Raw genomic sequence first — 15536 nt, 5'->3', positions numbered from 1 at the left:
ATGAGACCCCTGTCCGTACGTCCACGTTCTCCCATGGCCTGGGCCACCGCGGTCATGCTGACGTCGCTCGTCGCGCTCGCTGTGGCCGGCCCCCTGTTCTGGGGTGCGGCGGCCGACCGCCCGGACCCGTCGGCCGTGCTCCAGGGCCCGTCCGCGGTGCATCCGTTCGGAACCGACGGCCTCGGCCGGGACCTGCTCGCCCGCATCCTGACGGCCACCCGTCCTTCCCTGCTGCTCGCACTCACCTCGGTGCTGCTCGGCGCGAGTGCGGGGGTACTCCTCGGGGCGTGCACCGCCGTCCTCGGGCGACGCGGCCGTCGGCTGACCGGCGGGCTGATCAACCTCCTGCTCGCCTTCCCGGCGCTCCTCGTCGCGATGTTCCTCGCGGTCGTGTTCGGTGCGGGCGCCACCGGGGCGGTGCTGGCCCTGGCGGCGGCGGCCGTCCCGGGGTTCGCCCGGCTCGCCCAGACCCTGGCCGCGGGCGTCGCGGGCACCGACCACCTCGGTGCGGCCAGGGTGCTCGGTCTGCGCCGCCACCGCCTGCTGTGGCGGCACGTCCTGCCCAACATCGCGGAGCCGCTGCTCCTGAGCGTCACCACGGCGGGGGGCACCGCCCTGGTCGCGCTCTCGGGGCTGAGCTTCCTCGGACTGGGTGTCCAGCCGCCCGGCTACGACTGGGGGCAGCTGCTCAGCCAGGGGCTCGACCGGATCTACGCCGAGCCGGTGCCGGCGCTCGCCCCGGGCCTGGCCATCCTCTACGCGGCTCTCACCTTCCAGCTGCTCGGAGAGGTCCTGGCCGGAAACGTCGCGCGGCGCGGGCCGGTGCGGCGCGCCCCCGCACCGGTGCCCGCTCCGAGTGGTCCCGCCGAGGACGGGCTGGTCCTTCAGGTCGAGGACCTCTCCGTCGAACTCCCCACCTCCGGCGGCACGATCCGGCCGGTGCGCGGTGTGAGCCTGTCCCTGCGGCCGGGCGAGATCGTGGGCCTCGTCGGCGAATCGGGGTCGGGCAAGTCGCTCACCGCGCTCGCCGTCGCCGACCTGCTCCCGTACGGCGCCCGGGTGTCGAGGCGCACGCTGCGTCTGCTCGGCAAGGACCTCTCCGCCCTGACGCCGAAGGAACGGGACCGGCACCTCGCGACGGGCCTGTCGATGATCTTCCAGAACCCGGCCTCGGCGCTCAACCCGTCCCTGCGTATCGGCACTCAGCTCACCGAGGCGGTCCGGGCCCACCGGGGTGCGAGCCGCGCGCAGGCCGCCGCGGACGCTGCCGACGCCCTGACCCGCGTGGCCCTGCCCCCGGCGCTGCTGCGCTCACGTCCTCACCAGCTCTCCGGCGGCCAGCGCCAGCGGGTGATGATCGCTTCGGGTCTGATGGTGCGGCCGGGACTGATCATCGCCGACGAACCGACCACGGCGCTCGACGTCACCGTGCAGCGCCAGATCACCCGGCTGCTCACCGATCTCCGGCGGGACACGTCCGCGGCGATCCTGTTCATCAGCCACGACGTCGCGCTCGTGGGCGAGTTCTGCGAAAGGATCCTGGTGATGTACGCGGGCACCGTCGTCGAATCCCTGCCCGTGGGCCGCCTCGCCGACGGGGCCCGGCATCCCTACACCCGGGCCCTGATCGCATCCGTCCCGGACCTCACCGCGGACCGGGGACGGCCGCTGCCGACCGTCGAGGGCGCGCCGCCCGATCCGCTCGCGCCCGTGGCGGGGTGTCCCTTCGAGCCCCGCTGCCCGCGCCGCCAGGACCGCTGCGCCGAGCGGGCTCCCTCCCTGGAGGACGTCGGAATCGGCCACCGGGTCGCCTGCTGGCATCCGGTGACGGCGGAGGCCCCGGAGGCGGTGCCCGCGTCATGACCACTCTTCAGGTGATCGACCTCATCGTCCGCCACCCCGGCCCCCGGAACTCCCCCGCCGCCGTGGACGGTGTCTCGCTGGAGATTCCGTCCGGCACCACCCTCGGTCTCGTGGGGGAATCCGGCTCGGGGAAGTCGAGCCTGGCCGGCGCGATCGTCGGGCTCGTTCCCGTACACAGTGGCCGCGTGCTGGTCGACGGCCGCGAGATCCGCACCCGTACCGTCGGCGACCGGCGGCGGCTCGGCCGCCTGGTCCAGATCGTCCGCCAGGACCCGGACACCGCGCTCGATCCGCGGATGACGGCTCGTCAGACGCTCGTCGAGGCCGCCACGGTCTTCCGCCGGCTCGACCGGGCCGCCCGCGCCGAGCGCGTCACCGAGCTGCTCGGCCTCGTCGGACTGGATCCCGGGCTGGCCGATCGCCTGCCGCGCCAGTTGTCCGGCGGCCAGCGGCAGCGGGTCGCCCTGGCCCGCTCCCTGTCCGTCGAACCGGGCCTGCTGATCGCCGACGAGGTCACCTCGGCGCTCGACGTCTCGGTGCAGGCCTCCGTCCTCAACACGATGCGTGCACTCCAGCGGCAGCTCGGGCTCTCCATGCTCTTCATCGGCCACAACCTGCCGGCGGTCTGCCACGTCTCGGACGTCGTGGCGGTCATGCGGCACGGCCGGATCGTCGAGATCGCTCCCACCGGGACGATCCTGCGCGCACCGAGCCACCCCTACACCCGGACGCTGCTCGCCTCCGTGCCGTCCCTGCGTGCCTCCCTGCCCGGGCAGAGGTCGTCCTGAACCCGGGCCGCCGGACGCATCCCCCGCCGCCGTCCTTCCGTATCGCATCGTGGTGGGCCAAGGTGGCTCACGGCCCGCTCCAGGTCCCGGAAGATGCCCTCGCGGGCCCCGAGACGAATTCTCGGAAATTACGCCGTCAAGCGATCAGCCAATTCATCACGCTATCGAATTAAAGCGTGATTTTAAGACATGATTCCCGTGAGATGATGCGGCGGATTTCAATTCGGCGCCCCGCCGACACCGGGTCAAAGACCACCCACCAATGGAGAGATGCGGAATATGACAATTCTTCGAGGAGTATCGGTGACCCCCGGGCGGAGCGCCGTGACATGACCGTCGCCCTGGAGCAGACCACGGTCCACCAGACCGGCGCCGGCCTGTCCGTACCGTTCACCATCGCCGGGACGGGAATCCACCTGCCGCCGACCGTCGTCACCAACCACGAGCTCGTCCGGACGCTGGACACCAGCGACGCATGGATCACGAGCCGTACCGGCATCCGCGAACGCCGCCGTCTGGCACCGCACCTGGCCACCTCCGACATGTGTGTCGCCGCCGCCCATCCGGCCCTGGAAGCCGCCGGCGTCGAGCCCGGCCGGCTGGACGCGGTCATCGTCGCCACCTACACCTGGGACCAGCCGCTCCTGTCGACCGCACTCATCGTGAAGGAAGCCCTCGGCGCCCACCGCGCTCTCTCCCTGGACGTCACGACGGCCGCCTGCGCCTCCGGCATCCAGGCCATGCTGATCGCCGCCCACCTCCTGCAGAACCCCTCCATCACCACCGTCCTGCTGCTCGCGGCCGACTGTGCCTCCAGGGTCACCGATCCCACCGACCGCACCACCGGTGTCTTCTTCGGAGACGCCGCGGCGGCCGTCGTCCTCACCCGCACCGACAGTCCGGGTTCGGGCCTCCTCTCCTACAGCCTGGGCTCCCAGCTGTCCTACGACGTCCAGATCCCCGCAGGAGGCTCCCGGATGCCCGCCAGCGCCGCCACCGTCGCCGCCGGGGACCACTATCTGTCCATGGACGGCCGCGCCGTCTGGAACGCGGCGACCACCCGCCTGCCCGAGAGCATCGCCGGCGCCGTTCGACGCGCGGGCGTGCCGATCGACGAGGTGCGGCACTTCTTCCTGCACCAGGCCAACCTGAACATCCTCAACGAGACCACGGCCGCCCTTGGAGTCCCGCGCGAGCGCGCCCCCGTCACCATCGACCGACTGGGCAACACCGGGTCGGCCGGTGTGTTCACCGCACTCCACACGGCCGTCGCCGAAGGCTCCTTGCTCCCGGGAGACACCTACGTGCTGTCCGGCATCGGCGCGGGCTTCCAGTGGGGATCCCTCTGCCTCCGGCACGCTTGACCGGGTCCATGTCCACAACGCCTCTGTGGCTGCCATGGGTTGGTGGAACCCTGGCAGCCAGGGGCGGGTGTCATGTCGCGGCTCCGGTCGTTCACGGACGGGTGAACTCCCCTCCGTCCGACGGCGATCCCGCTGCCGCGAACGCCACCATGGACGACATGACCACCACACACTCACAGGCCGAGCGGGCCGCTCGGGCCCGTGCGGCCGAAGTCCAGCTCGCCGCCGACGGAATCGACGGGGTGGTGTTCGGCTGGGTCGACAACGCCGGGCTCACCCGGGTGAAGTCCGTCCCGCTCGCCCGACTCCGGCACGCCGCCGAGCACGGTGTCGGCGCCGTCCCCTGCTTCGACGTCTCCCTGGTGGACGACTCCTTCACCACCACGGCTTCGAGTACCGGCCCGACGGGCGACCTGCGGCTCGTCCCCGACCTCGACCGGCTGACCCCGCTCGCCGCCCAGCCCGGCTGGGCCTGGGCGCCGGCCGACCTCTACTCCCAGGACGGCACCCCGCACCCGGGCTGCCAGCGGGGCTTCGCCCGCCGGGCCACCGAGGCCGTCGAGCGGCGGGGGTTCTCGGTGCGCGCCGGGATCGAGATCGAGTGGGTGGTGGCCGACGCCGCCGGAGATCCCGCGACGTCCGCGCCCGGTTACGGCATGACCCGCTTCATCGAGTTCTCCGACTACCTGCGCGAGGTGCTGCGCGCCCTCACCGCGCAGGGTCTGACCGTGCTGCAGCTCCACCCCGAGTACGCCGCCGGGCAGTTCGAGGTCTCGGTCGCCGCCGAGGGCCCGGTCGAGGCGGCCGACACCACGATGCTGGTACGCCACACCGTCCGGGCCGTCTCCGCCCGTCACGGGCTACGGGTCTCGTACGCCCCCGTCTTCACCGAGGGCGCGATCGGCAACGGCGGCCACCTCCATCTCAGTCTCTGGCGGCAGGGACAGAACCTCGTCCACGCCGGCCACGGCCGTCACGGTCTGCACCCCGAGGCCGAGCACTTCTTCGCGGGGGTACTCGCCGAGCTGCCGGCCCTGCTCGCTCTCGGCGCGCCGGCCGTCGCCTCCTATCTGCGCCTGGTCCCCTCCCACTTCGCCGGTGCCTACCGCTGCTGGGGTCTGGAGAACCGCGAGGCTGCCCTGCGCCTGATCACCGGCACCGCCGCGGGACAGGCCAACGCCGAGGTCAAGTGCTTCGACGCCGCCGCCAATCCGTACCTGGCGGTCGGCGGGGTGCTGGCCGCCGGACTCGCCGGACTCGATGCCGGTATGCCGCTGCCTCCCGAGACTCTGGGCGACCCCGCCGCTCTCGGCGACGTCGAGCGCCTTCCGGCGAGTCTGCCGGAAGCCACCGACGCGTTCGAGAAGTCCGCCCTCCTTCGGCAGGCACTCGGCCCCGAGCTGTACCAGGCCGTACTGGCCGTCCGACGCGCCGAGGCGGAGTTGTTCGCGGGGCACTCGGACGCGGACGTCATCGAAGCAGTTCGCTGGCGGTACTGACCCGACGCCCATGTCCGCCGTCCCCGGAGCGACCGGGGGGCGGCGGACATCCGCACCGCGTCAGCCCGCTTCTTCGCGCCTTTCCGGGGAAGGCGACGTGGGAGTCGGACCGGTGACCGTGGCCTCCACCGGCTTCGTCATGTACACCGCCTCGGCGCCGTAGCTCGCGGGCAGTAAGGTCCCGGGCCGGGCGCCGTATCCCAGCTCGGCCCACAGCGCCCGCGAGCCCTGCACGGCGACCAGGGAGAGCGTCCGGTAGTGGCCCGCACGCCCGGTCTCCTCCAGATGCCGCGCCATCCGGCGGGCCAGGCCCCGGCCACGCGCCCGCTCGGCGATCACCACGTCATGGAGGTGCAGGTTGCTCTCCCGACCGCTCTCCCGGCCCTTCTCCCCGCCCTTCTCCCGACCGTTCACCTGAACGGCGCGCACCTCGGCCAGGCTCAGGTCGGGACACCGGTGAAGCGGGTACGGCAGCGCGAGCAGGTAGCCGCCGAACTCGCCCTCGTACTCCAGGACGAAGCAGGTCGACGGCGACCCACGGTGCTGGGAACGGAGCGTTTCCCGCCCCTCGACCAGGCCGCTCGCCGTGTAGGCACGTTCCTCCAGCGCGACCACCGCGTCCCAGTCGTCCTCCAGGAGAAGCCTGATCCTGGTGCCGGTCACACGCTCTCCCCGTCCAGGGCCGAGCCGGCGACGCAGGTGTACGGCAGCGGTGCGAAGCCGTTGAACCCCTGGGTGGCGTAGGCGACGGCGTACGCACCGCAGGAGTGGACCCAGACCGGGTCACCGGAGGCGATGGTGCGCGGGACCCGTACCAAGCCGCCCTCCTGGGCGTACGCGTCGTCGCTGTCGCACGTCGGACCGGCCACCACCGCGTCGACGAACTGCCCACGGGAACTGGTGGGGAACTCCAGCCGGTACCGCAACTGATCCATTTCGTACAGGCCGTTGAACTTCCCACAACTGAGATAGAGCCAGTTCTCGACCGAACCGTCGTCCCTCCGGCGGGAGGTGAGCCGGGCGACGTGGGCGCGGATCGCGCCGTGGTCGGCGACCAGGTGGCGGCCGGGCTCCAGCAGGAAGGACAGCGGGGCGGCGTTGACGGCGCGCAGCCGTTCCATGCCGTCGCGCATCACCGCGAACATCTTGTCCAGGGGCGGCTCCAGCGGTCGGCCGCGCCGGTCGAGGACGCCGAGAGCGGGCAGTCCGCCGCCGAGATTGATCCGGTCCAGAACGATGCCGTGCCGGTTGAGCGTCTCCACCGATCCGGCCAGTGTCTCGATCGCCTCGCTCCAGGCTTCGGCCGTCATCTGCTGGGAGCCGACGTGCACCGACAGGCCGGACGGCACCAGTCCGGCGTCCCGGGCGGCGACGAGCACCCGCAGGGCATCCTCGGGCGAGCAGCCGAACTTGTGACTCAAGCCCCACAGCGCTCCGTCGCCGGTGGTTGCGATCCGGCAGAACACCGATGATCCCGGGGCGTGTTCGGCGATCGCGGCGACGTCCTCCAGGCTGTCGGTCGCGAAGTCGCGCACGCCCAGCCGGTAGGCATCGGCGATGTTGCGGTCGGACTTGACGGTGTTGCCGTAGTGGATCAGCCCGGGGTCCACCCCGGTACGCAACGCCTGGGCGACCTCCTGCGGGCCGGCCGCGTCGAACCCGGAGCCGAGCCGGGCGAGATGACCGAGCACCTCGTCCACCGGGCACGCCTTCATGGCGAACCGGACGGCGGCACCGGGAAGTTCGGCGCACAGGGCGGCGTACTGACGGCCGATTCCCTCCAGGTCGTAGATGATGGTGTCCTCGGTCGCGGCGGCGAGCGCGGCGCGCAGGGCGGAACCGTCGTGCCGGCCGACGAGGGACGACTGCGCCGATGTCACCGCGACCGGTGCCACGACCGGCGCCGTCGGAGCGCGTTGACCGGTTCTGCCACGGTCGGCGGGCCGACGCTGTTCGGTGATCTGACACATGTCGGTGGCCTGAGGCCTCACGCGTGAACTCCCTGTTCCGACTGGATGATCGGTGCCCTGAACATCCGGCACCATGAGAGGGAACGAGGCAGTCCGGTGGTGGGTTATGACGCGCGAACGGATTTCCTTCCGGCCGGACTCCACGCACGCGTGACGGCTCGGTCCTGAGCCTGGCGTCCTGTTCCTGGAGGACACCGGGAGCGGCTGACCGGCCGCGTGGCGGGTGCGGTCCGGCGCGGTCGGCCCGGGCGGTCGAACAACCCTGCGTCACCTTCCGCGCGCCACGGACGGACCCACTCGTTGAACCAGCGGCCGCCTGCCATGAACAGTCGGCCGGGCATCACATCGAGCGCCTCAGCCGACTGCCACCGGCCAGACCGCACCTGCAGCCCGCCGACCGGCCGCCTTCCGGAACTACCCCGACCAGCGGGAGCCACCCCGAACGAAATCCTTTCGGAACCTGGGCACTTGACCTCACCGCTCGATGATCCCCGACAGAGTCAAGCTCGGCCGGGTGCTGTGACCGCGGCTGCGGACCGCATGAGGGCGGGGGCCGCAAGACTGGCGGGCACCACACAGCTCAGAAGGACCACGGGCCACGCCACCAGGCCCACGAAGAACGAGGTCGGAACACTGGCGCACGAAGCAGCCACCGCAACTGCTGCGGCACGGGCGGACCGTGAGGCCGGATCAGTGCTCATGGCCTTGGCCCAGAGCAGTACGACCACAGTGATACCCAACTCGATGGCCGCCTCGGGAAGGGCAACCTGGAGTGCGCCTGCCCACCGGTCCTCGCCCTGCGCACTCCCTCCCGGCTGCGCTTCGAACACACCGAAAAGGAAGTAGCAGAGAACTGCCAATGGCGCGACCGTCGACGCGGTGATGCAACCGATACGGATCAGGGGCCCAAAAAAATCTCACACTCCACCTTCACCTGCGTCCCGAATGGCGGCATCGGTGACGCGCGGTCCCGCCGGGGCCTCCGGTTCGCGCGCGCCGCGACCGGAGCACCGAGCACCCGCCCGTGCGCAGGCGTCGAATCCCGGCCGAGGCGCGGCCGGAGTCGGGCGGGGACTCCGGGCTCCGGGCTCCGGGCTCCGGCACTGTCGGCCCGCCGAGCCGAGACCGGCCGCCACCCACGCCCGTCCCGGGTACGCAATCTTCAAGAGAGGGCAATGGTCTAGGCCAAATCATTGACGTGCATGCGTCATCAATCGATTCTGGCGACACCTCTCCCGACAGGAGTCCCCCATGAAGCGCCTTCGCGCTCTGCTCTGCGGTGTCGCCACCGCGACACTTGCCACCGCCGGACTCGCGGCGTTCACCACACAGCAGGCTTCGGGTGCGTCCGCCACCACACTCAGTAACCGCTGGTACGCCGCCGCGCCGTATCTGATGCCGCACGACAACAACCCCCCGGACGCGGGCGCCATCATGGACGCCACCGGACTCAAGGCGTTCCAGCTGGCGTTCGTCCTCGCCCCCAACGGGGGCGGTTGCAGCCCGACGTGGGACGGGACGTCACCGGTCTCGTCGGACACCGCAGTGGGTTCGGTCGTCAGCGCGATCCGCGCCAAGGGCGGCGACGTGTCCGTCTCCATCGGCGGTTACGGGGGAACCAAGCTCGGCCAGGCCTGTTCCGACGCGGCTTCCACCGCGGCCGCCTATCAGCAGGTCATCACCAAGTACCAGCTGAAGGCGATCGACTTCGACCTGGAGGAGCCGGAGTACGAGAACGCGACCGCCATCGCCCATGAGATCGGCGCGGCCAAGATCCTCCAGCAGAACAACCCAGGACTCTACGTCTCGGTCACCACCGCGGGAACCGCCGACGGCACCGGCTGGTTCGGCAAGCAGATGCTCAACGAGGCCAAGACGCAGGGCTTCACGCCGAACAACTTCTCGATCATGCCCTTCGACGGCGGATTCAACGGTGCGGCCGCGCAGACGAGCGCCCTGACGAACTTCAACTCCATCCTGCAGTCCACATTCGGCTGGGACGCGGCAACCGCGTACGCACACCAGGGATTCTCCGGGATGAACGGACGCAGCGACACCGGCGAGTACTTCACTCAGGCCGATTTCCAGACCGTTCTGGACTACGCCACCAGCCACCACATGGACCGCTTCACATTCTGGTCCCTCAACCGCGACCGCCAGTGCACCCCGGCCGACAACAACGGTACGACGTCCGGCACATGCAGCAGCGTGGCCCAGTCGGCCTGGGACTTCGCCAAGTACTCGGTGAAGTTCGCCGGAGTCACCCCGCCGACGACCACTCCGACGACCGCGCCTCCGACCACCACTCCGCCGTCGGGCGGCAACTGCGCCGCGGCGGCGTGGAGCAGCAGCGCCGTCTACACCGCGGGCAACACGGTCTCGTACGGAAGCCACACCTGGAAGGCCAAGTGGTGGACGCAGAACGAGACGCCCGGCACCACGGGTGAATGGGGTGTCTGGCAGGACCTCGGCGCCTGCTGACACCAGGCCGTGAAGGAGGTACCGGCCGAGTACCGCCGGCACGCCGCGGGGCCGCCCTTCCCGGGACGGTCCTGCGGCGTACCCCATGTGCGGCCTCGTCGTACTGCGTTCGGCGTGTTCAGGAGGCCGTCTCGTACTCCATGACCGCGTTCGGGGGCAGACGCCCGCGAGTTTCGGTGGCGCGTCGCGGCGCGTACGCACCGGGTGGCGGGGAGCGTCATTCCAACTGTGCTGTATCCGAAGCTGTTGGTGGTGTCGGCCCGGTGTCAGGGGTGAGCGCTATGGTGCTTGGCCGTGGACGCTACTGATCTTGACCATCGGGCCCGGACGCGGTCCGGCTGCATCACGCCGGAGCTGGTCTCGCGGCTGCTCGAACGAGGCCATGCCGACGTGGTGGAGCTGCACGCCGGACGCGGGGAGTGGTTCTGCGCGCTGGCATGGGCCCGGGTGCTGGGTGAGCAGGGCCGGGAGGCCGACGCGTTGGACGCGCTCGCCCCGTACGTGGCAACAGGCTGGTGGACGGCTGTTGTTGCCGCAGCCGAGCTGCTGGAGGGCTGGGGCCGCACCGACGAGGCGATCGACATCACCCGGACCCGCATGGAGGCCGGGCACCCGATGGCTTTGGATGCCTACACACGGCTGCTCGCCCGGCACGGCCGCGCCGAGGAAGCGTTCAACCTGCTCGTGCCCCACGTCGACGACTGGGTGCTCGCCACTGCCCTGGTCGACGTCGCCTCCATTGCCGGCCGCGACGAGGAGGCGGCCGCGCTGCTCGCCGGCCGGATCCGGGCCGACCACTGCTGCGACGGCCCATGGTGCTGCCGTGGCCTCGATCCCGACACGGCGCTCGGCCTGCTCGCGACGATCCGCGAGCGCCAGGACCACATCGATGAGGCCATCGCCCTGCTCCGCCGCCGACAGATCACCTCGGTCAACAGCCGGGACCAACTCGCCGACCTGTTGGCCCGGCACGACCGGATCGAGGAACTGCGCGCCTACGCCGCCCTGGACGGACACGAGGAAGCCGTCCAGCGGCTGGCGGAGCTGCTGGAGAAGAGGGGCGACCTGGAGGGCGCGATCGCCGTATACGGGCAGGCCGACGGCCCCACGGCCCGGGACCCGAACTCGGCCTACGAGCTCGCGCGGCTCTTGGCCCGACACGGACGGGGAGGAGAGTCGATCGCTGTGATGCGCGCCCAGGCCGACGCCCACCACGGCGACGACTGGATTCTCCACGCTTTGTCCGAGCTGTGCCTCGACCAGGGCCGCCCCGCCGACGGCCTGGCCCACCTCGACGCCCTCGACGCCCAGCGCGGGGGCGAGGTCGAATGGGAGTTGTACCGGATGCGGTTGCCGCTGATCGCCGCCTGCGGTGGGGTCGACGAGGCGGTTGAACGGGCCCGGGCCCACCCCGAAGGCAACACCTGGTACGCGGCGTGGCACATTGCGCGCCTCCTCGCCGAATCCGGGCGCACCGAGGAAGCCGTTGACGTCCTCCAGCAGCACGACCGCAGGGACAGCCACGACCTCGCCGGTTACCTCGTCGACCTAGGCCGCGTCGAAGAAGCCCTGGCCATCCTCCTGCACAGAAGCCCCCCACCACCGCTCGTGCCGACGACACACCTGTGGTCCGACGAGCCGCCGTCCTGAAGCCCTGACCGAATGGTGGCAATGACGGCCCGTCAGTCGATGCCGGGGGCCGGGCGAGGTGCCGGCCGAACAGCGGGAGTACCGCACCGGCGGCCCGGACATCGAGAGGGAGGGCGGTGCCCGTCACCCCCGGTACGTCTCCAGCGGCTCGTGGGCAAGGTCCCGGTGGGCCTGGGCTGGGCTCAGCCGACCGTCCACCGCTGGAGGGCGGAACCGGTGTCGGTCTGCTGGGTGAGCAGGGCGCCCTGGCTCGTGGACGCCGAGGTCAGGACCAGATTGCTCTTGACGGAGGTGACACTGTAGGTGCCGTCGGAAAGGCGGGTGAACGTCCAGTGCTGGTTGGCGCCGCTGGTGCAGGTCCACTGGATGATCTTGGCGCCGGCGGCGGTGGAACCGTCGGAGACGTCGGCGCACAGTCCGGATTCGGCGTTGCGCAGTTCGTAGGATCCGTCGTTCTGCCGGCTGAAAGTCCAGGTCTGGTTGGCGCCGCCGTTGGCGGTGTAGGTGATGAGCTGGGTGCCGGCGGTGGTGCTGTGGCCGGGGTTGTCCAGTGCCTGTCCACCGGTGGTGAGGGTGTGGTCGCCGTTCAGCCCGGCGGTGGAGGTGCCGACCGCCGTGACGGTCAGCGTCTGCTCCGCGGCGCCGCGTCCGCCGCCGACCGTGCTGCCGGCGGTGTCGGACCAGGCGCGCACGGGGGTGGTCTCGGCGAGCCTGCCGTTGACGCCGGAGAGGCCGACGACCAGGCCGCTGTAGCGGTTCACCAGTCGGTACGTGCCCGTGGCGGCGCCGTTGACCGAGGAGGTGTTCGGCACGACGAACCACTGCTGGCCGACGGTGGGACCGCCGCTGCCGGGCGGGGTGACGGTGGGCGCGCTGCCCCAGGCGCGGCCCGTCGCCGCGGTGGTGGGTACGCCGAGGAGCTGTCCGGTGGCGGCGTTGGCGATGCGGTAGGAACCGTCGCCGGTGCCGGTGAAGGTCCAGGCGTCCAGCCCTGTCCCGGTGGAGGTGGCCGTCGAGGTGGTGGCGGAGGAAGTGGAGGAGACCTGTGCCAGGATTCGGCCTCCGCCGCCCGCGATGCGATAGGTCCTGGCCGGATCGAAGGTCGCGGGGGCCGGGTCGGAGGAGTTGACCGTCAGGTTGACGTACTCGCCGGAGGCGCCGCCCGAGCAGCCGAAGGAGCAGTAGGACCGGAAGTCCTTGCCGACTATCGCCGAACCTGTCTTGCTGATGCCGTCGAGGAACCACCGGTACCAGGAGGCGGTGTGATACCCACCGGTGTCGCCGATCAGGCGCCATTTCTGGGTGGCCAGGTTGTCGGTGGCGTACAGCTGTTGCGGCGCGTTGCCGGACTGGTCGGCCGCCTGGGGTTCGCCGATGTAGAGCCCCAGGTAGGCGTTGTAGGTGATGTCCATGACGAACAGGGGCGACGTGGGCGGGGTCTTGCCTGCGGCGATCTGCTGGTCCACGCTGCCGGTGTTGGCCGGGTCGTACTCCTTCGCGGTGGGTGTGTAACCGGTGGTGTCGGTGGCGGTCACCGGGACCGTGTTGCTCTCCCGGCCGCCGACGCCCGGCTGGGACCAGGAGCCGCCGTACCACTTCTGCCAGGTGCCGGAGGCCATTTTGCCGGACAGCGGGGCGCGGGCCACGTGAGAGTAGAACGCCTTCCAGCCGCCGTTCTTGTCGATGAGGCGGGAGCCGTAGAAGACGTAGAAGTAGCCCGAGGCGGCGTCCACGTAGAGGCGCTGGTCGCCGTCGCCGTAGGAGTACGTCTGCTGCGGGAAGGCAGTGGTGTCGCCGCGCGCGGTGCTGTACGGGGACGTGAGGGCATGGCCCTTGATGGTCCAGTGCCGTCCCTGGTCGGTGGAGACGGCGTAGTCGATGGCGTCGAAGTGGCTGCTGTCGCCGAAGGGTTGCGGGGTGAACTCGTTGTGCACCAGGCCGTACCAGTCCCCGCTGTCGGGGTCGACCCATACCCCGGCCAGATCGCAGAAATTGCGCTGCGAGTAGCCGGAGCCGCTGGGCGGGAAGGTCGCCGCGGTACCGGTGGGGCTGTTGTTGCACAGTGTGGTGGTGTCAGCGTTGGTTCCGGAGTCGCTGATCGCGGCGGAGCGGGTGGCGGTGTCGAGGTCTGCGCCGGTGTAGAAGGTCCACGTCCGGCTGTCGCTCGGACCGTACAGCGAGTGGGCCTGCTGGTAGTAGAACGTCCCGTCCTTGTCGATGTACGGGTAAGCGGGGGTGTCGTCCGGGTGGGTCCAGCCGCCCTTGGCGCCGACCGTCACCGTGTAGGTGGGGTCGGCGGCGGAGGCGGCCGGGACGTTCACGTTCAGCACGGTGCCGACCACGGCGAGCGCCGCCGCGGCGAGTGCTCCGACGGCCCTGGTGCGACGTGCGGTATGTCCGGGACTCCTGCGAGGGGTCGCCACGGTGTGCTCCTTCGGTGTCGGGGTGTGACGGTGTGTGGGGATTCGAAGGTTGTCGGGTTCTGCGGGCCTGCCGAAGGTCTCGATGTAGACCTGCGGTTCACCGGGGTCCGGCCGGTCGCACAGAGCGAGCTGCTCTGAGAACGGCTCCGGCGGTCATGCCCGCACGCCGGAGACGCTGGAGGACGAAGAAAGCGTTCGGCAGAGGTATGTCGGAACTCCTCATGGCTCCTCCAAAGTGCTGCGGCAGCCCCGGAGTACGACGCTCCGGCGGGACCGCGCGAGGTGAGACGCCCTGGTCCGCGGGGACCCGGTGCGTCTCGATGGCCGGAACTATGGCAGAGAATGTTAACGATGCCAACAGGCCATCACCCCCTTTACACAAGGGACTTGGTTTTTTCGGTGCAGACATTCTGGGATCGATATCATTGCCTCGTCGGCCAGCGAGGGAAGGGAAGCCATGGCGAAGCCGCACGGCAGAAGTGCCGATCGCCCACCGGGCATGGTGGACGTGGCGCGTGTCGCCGGGGTGTCCGCGCAGACGGTGTCACGGGCTCTCTCAGGACACCCCAACGTGCAGCCGCACACGCGGGAGCGGGTGCTGGCCGCTGTGGAGAAACTCGGCTACCGGCGCAACAACGCGGCCCGCATGCTCTCCTCGGGGCGCAGCCGCACCCTCGGCGTGGTGACCCTGCAGACCACGTTCTACTCGCGGGCGGCGCTCACCGCCGGCATCGAGAACGCCGCGCGGGCCGCCGGGTACGAGGTCAGCACGGCGGACACCTCCTCCCTGGACACCTCCAGCATCGAGGTCGCCCTCTCGCGGCTGGCCGACCAGGACGTCGAAGGCGTCATCCTCGCCGTGCCGCTGATCCACACCAGTGCGCGCATCGAGCAGTTCATCCGGACCACTCCGACGATCGCGGTCGACGGGCCCAGCACCGACACCGCCGAAGTCGTCGCGATCGACCAAACGCTCGCGGCGCGCAAGGCGACCGAGCACCTGCTGAACCTCGGGCACAAGACCGTCTGGCACATCGCCGGGCCTGAACACTGGCTGGAGGCCGCCCGCAGGCGGGACGGTTGGCGCGCCACACTCGAAGAGGCCGGCCGACCGGTACCGCCACAGCTGGAAGGGGACTGGTCACCGGCCTCCGGTTACCGCAACGGGCTTCTGCTCGGCCGGATCCCGGAAGCGAGCGCGGTCTTCGTCGCCAGCGACGAGATGGCCTTCGGCGTGATCCGGGCGCTGACCGAGCTCGGGCGGCGCGTACCGGAGGACGTCTCCCTGGTCAGTGTCGACGACATCGACCTGGCCGCGTACTGCACCCCTCCGCTGACCACGGTCGCCCAGCCGTTCGCCCGGACCGGCGAACTCGCCGTGGCCCACCTGCTGCGGCACATCACCGACCCGGCGGGCACACTCGTCCCCGCATCGGTCGAACCAGAACTCGTCGTCCGCGCCAGCACGGCCCCGTACGCCGGGACGTGACACCGCCAG

General features: G+C 70.7%; 10 protein-coding genes. 7 read left to right on the top strand and 3 right to left on the bottom strand.

The features are described 5' to 3' along the window. Positions 1 to 33: 33 nt before the first annotated feature. From ACWCWD_RS01835 to ACWCWD_RS01820, 4 genes are all read left to right on the top strand, one after another. Positions 34 to 1863, top strand: coding sequence for a dipeptide/oligopeptide/nickel ABC transporter permease/ATP-binding protein (locus ACWCWD_RS01835; protein WP_450769420.1), 1830 nt, complete (start codon positions 34 to 36; stop codon positions 1861 to 1863). Next, positions 1860 to 2651: an ABC transporter ATP-binding protein gene (locus tag ACWCWD_RS01830; protein ID WP_450769418.1), complete on the top strand. Its 792-nt coding sequence runs from the start codon at positions 1860 to 1862 to the stop codon at positions 2649 to 2651. The genes ACWCWD_RS01835 and ACWCWD_RS01830 overlap by 4 nt, the downstream gene beginning before the upstream one ends. Before the next feature lie 329 nt (positions 2652 to 2980). Continuing rightward, the gene (locus ACWCWD_RS01825) at positions 2981 to 4015 is read left to right on the top strand and encodes a 3-oxoacyl-ACP synthase III family protein (RefSeq protein ID WP_450769416.1); all 1035 of its coding nucleotides are present in this window, start codon (positions 2981 to 2983) and stop codon (positions 4013 to 4015) included. A 158-nt stretch (positions 4016 to 4173) separates the two neighbouring features. Then, a complete protein-coding gene (locus ACWCWD_RS01820; RefSeq protein WP_450769414.1) occupies positions 4174 to 5514 on the top strand; it encodes a glutamine synthetase in 1341 nt (446 codons plus the stop codon). A 60-nt stretch (positions 5515 to 5574) separates the two neighbouring features. Here ACWCWD_RS01820 and ACWCWD_RS01815 read toward each other — a convergent pair whose 3' ends face one another. Next, positions 5575 to 6177, bottom strand: a complete 603-nt coding sequence (locus ACWCWD_RS01815) for a GNAT family N-acetyltransferase (protein WP_450769413.1) — start codon at positions 6175 to 6177, stop codon at positions 5575 to 5577. Then, the gene (locus ACWCWD_RS01810; protein WP_450769411.1) at positions 6174 to 7409 is read right to left on the bottom strand and encodes a type III PLP-dependent enzyme; all 1236 of its coding nucleotides are present in this window, start codon (positions 7407 to 7409) and stop codon (positions 6174 to 6176) included. The genes ACWCWD_RS01815 and ACWCWD_RS01810 overlap by 4 nt, the downstream gene beginning before the upstream one ends. A 1326-nt stretch (positions 7410 to 8735) precedes the next feature. On the opposite strand from ACWCWD_RS01810, the gene ACWCWD_RS01805 reads away from it, so the two are divergent. Then, the gene (locus tag ACWCWD_RS01805) at positions 8736 to 9965 is read left to right on the top strand and encodes a carbohydrate-binding protein (RefSeq protein ID WP_450769410.1); all 1230 of its coding nucleotides are present in this window, start codon (positions 8736 to 8738) and stop codon (positions 9963 to 9965) included. A gap of 294 nt (positions 9966 to 10259) precedes the next feature. Further along, positions 10260 to 11615 carry a tetratricopeptide repeat protein gene (locus ACWCWD_RS01800; protein ID WP_450769408.1) on the top strand — a complete coding sequence of 452 codons (1356 nt, stop codon included), beginning with the start codon at positions 10260 to 10262 and terminating at the stop codon, positions 11613 to 11615. A 182-nt stretch (positions 11616 to 11797) separates the two neighbouring features. Here the strand turns inward: ACWCWD_RS01800 and ACWCWD_RS01795 are convergent, their stop codons facing one another. Next, positions 11798 to 14038, bottom strand: a complete 2241-nt coding sequence (locus ACWCWD_RS01795) for an RICIN domain-containing protein (protein WP_450769407.1) — start codon at positions 14036 to 14038, stop codon at positions 11798 to 11800. A 499-nt stretch (positions 14039 to 14537) separates the two neighbouring features. Here ACWCWD_RS01795 and ACWCWD_RS01790 point away from each other — a divergent pair, with 499 nt between their 5' ends. Beyond that, positions 14538 to 15527 (top strand): LacI family DNA-binding transcriptional regulator, encoded by a 990-nt coding sequence (locus ACWCWD_RS01790; protein ID WP_450769671.1) that lies wholly within the window; start codon positions 14538 to 14540, stop codon positions 15525 to 15527. The last annotated feature ends 9 nt before the right edge of the window (positions 15528 to 15536 follow it).

Source organism: Streptomyces sp. NPDC001493, from assembly GCF_053597235.1.
The sequence above is the reverse complement of the archived record's forward strand: the minus strand, read 5'-3'. Positions and strand labels throughout refer to the sequence as shown.

What these genes read in the sequence shown, in the direction of transcription:
- ACWCWD_RS01805 (WP_450769410.1), top strand. Translation starts at nt 8,736, where the DNA reads ATGAAGCGCCTTCGCGCTCTGCTCTGCGGTGTCGCCACCGCGACACTT.
- ACWCWD_RS01825 (WP_450769416.1), top strand. Translation starts at nt 2,981, where the DNA reads ATGACCGTCGCCCTGGAGCAGACCACGGTCCACCAGACCGGCGCCGGC.
- ACWCWD_RS01835 (WP_450769420.1), top strand. Translation starts at nt 34, where the DNA reads ATGGCCTGGGCCACCGCGGTCATGCTGACGTCGCTCGTCGCGCTCGCT.
- ACWCWD_RS01820 (WP_450769414.1), top strand. Translation starts at nt 4,174, where the DNA reads ATGACCACCACACACTCACAGGCCGAGCGGGCCGCTCGGGCCCGTGCG.
- ACWCWD_RS01790 (WP_450769671.1), top strand. Translation starts at nt 14,538, where the DNA reads ATGGTGGACGTGGCGCGTGTCGCCGGGGTGTCCGCGCAGACGGTGTCA.
- ACWCWD_RS01830 (WP_450769418.1), top strand. Translation starts at nt 1,860, where the DNA reads ATGACCACTCTTCAGGTGATCGACCTCATCGTCCGCCACCCCGGCCCC.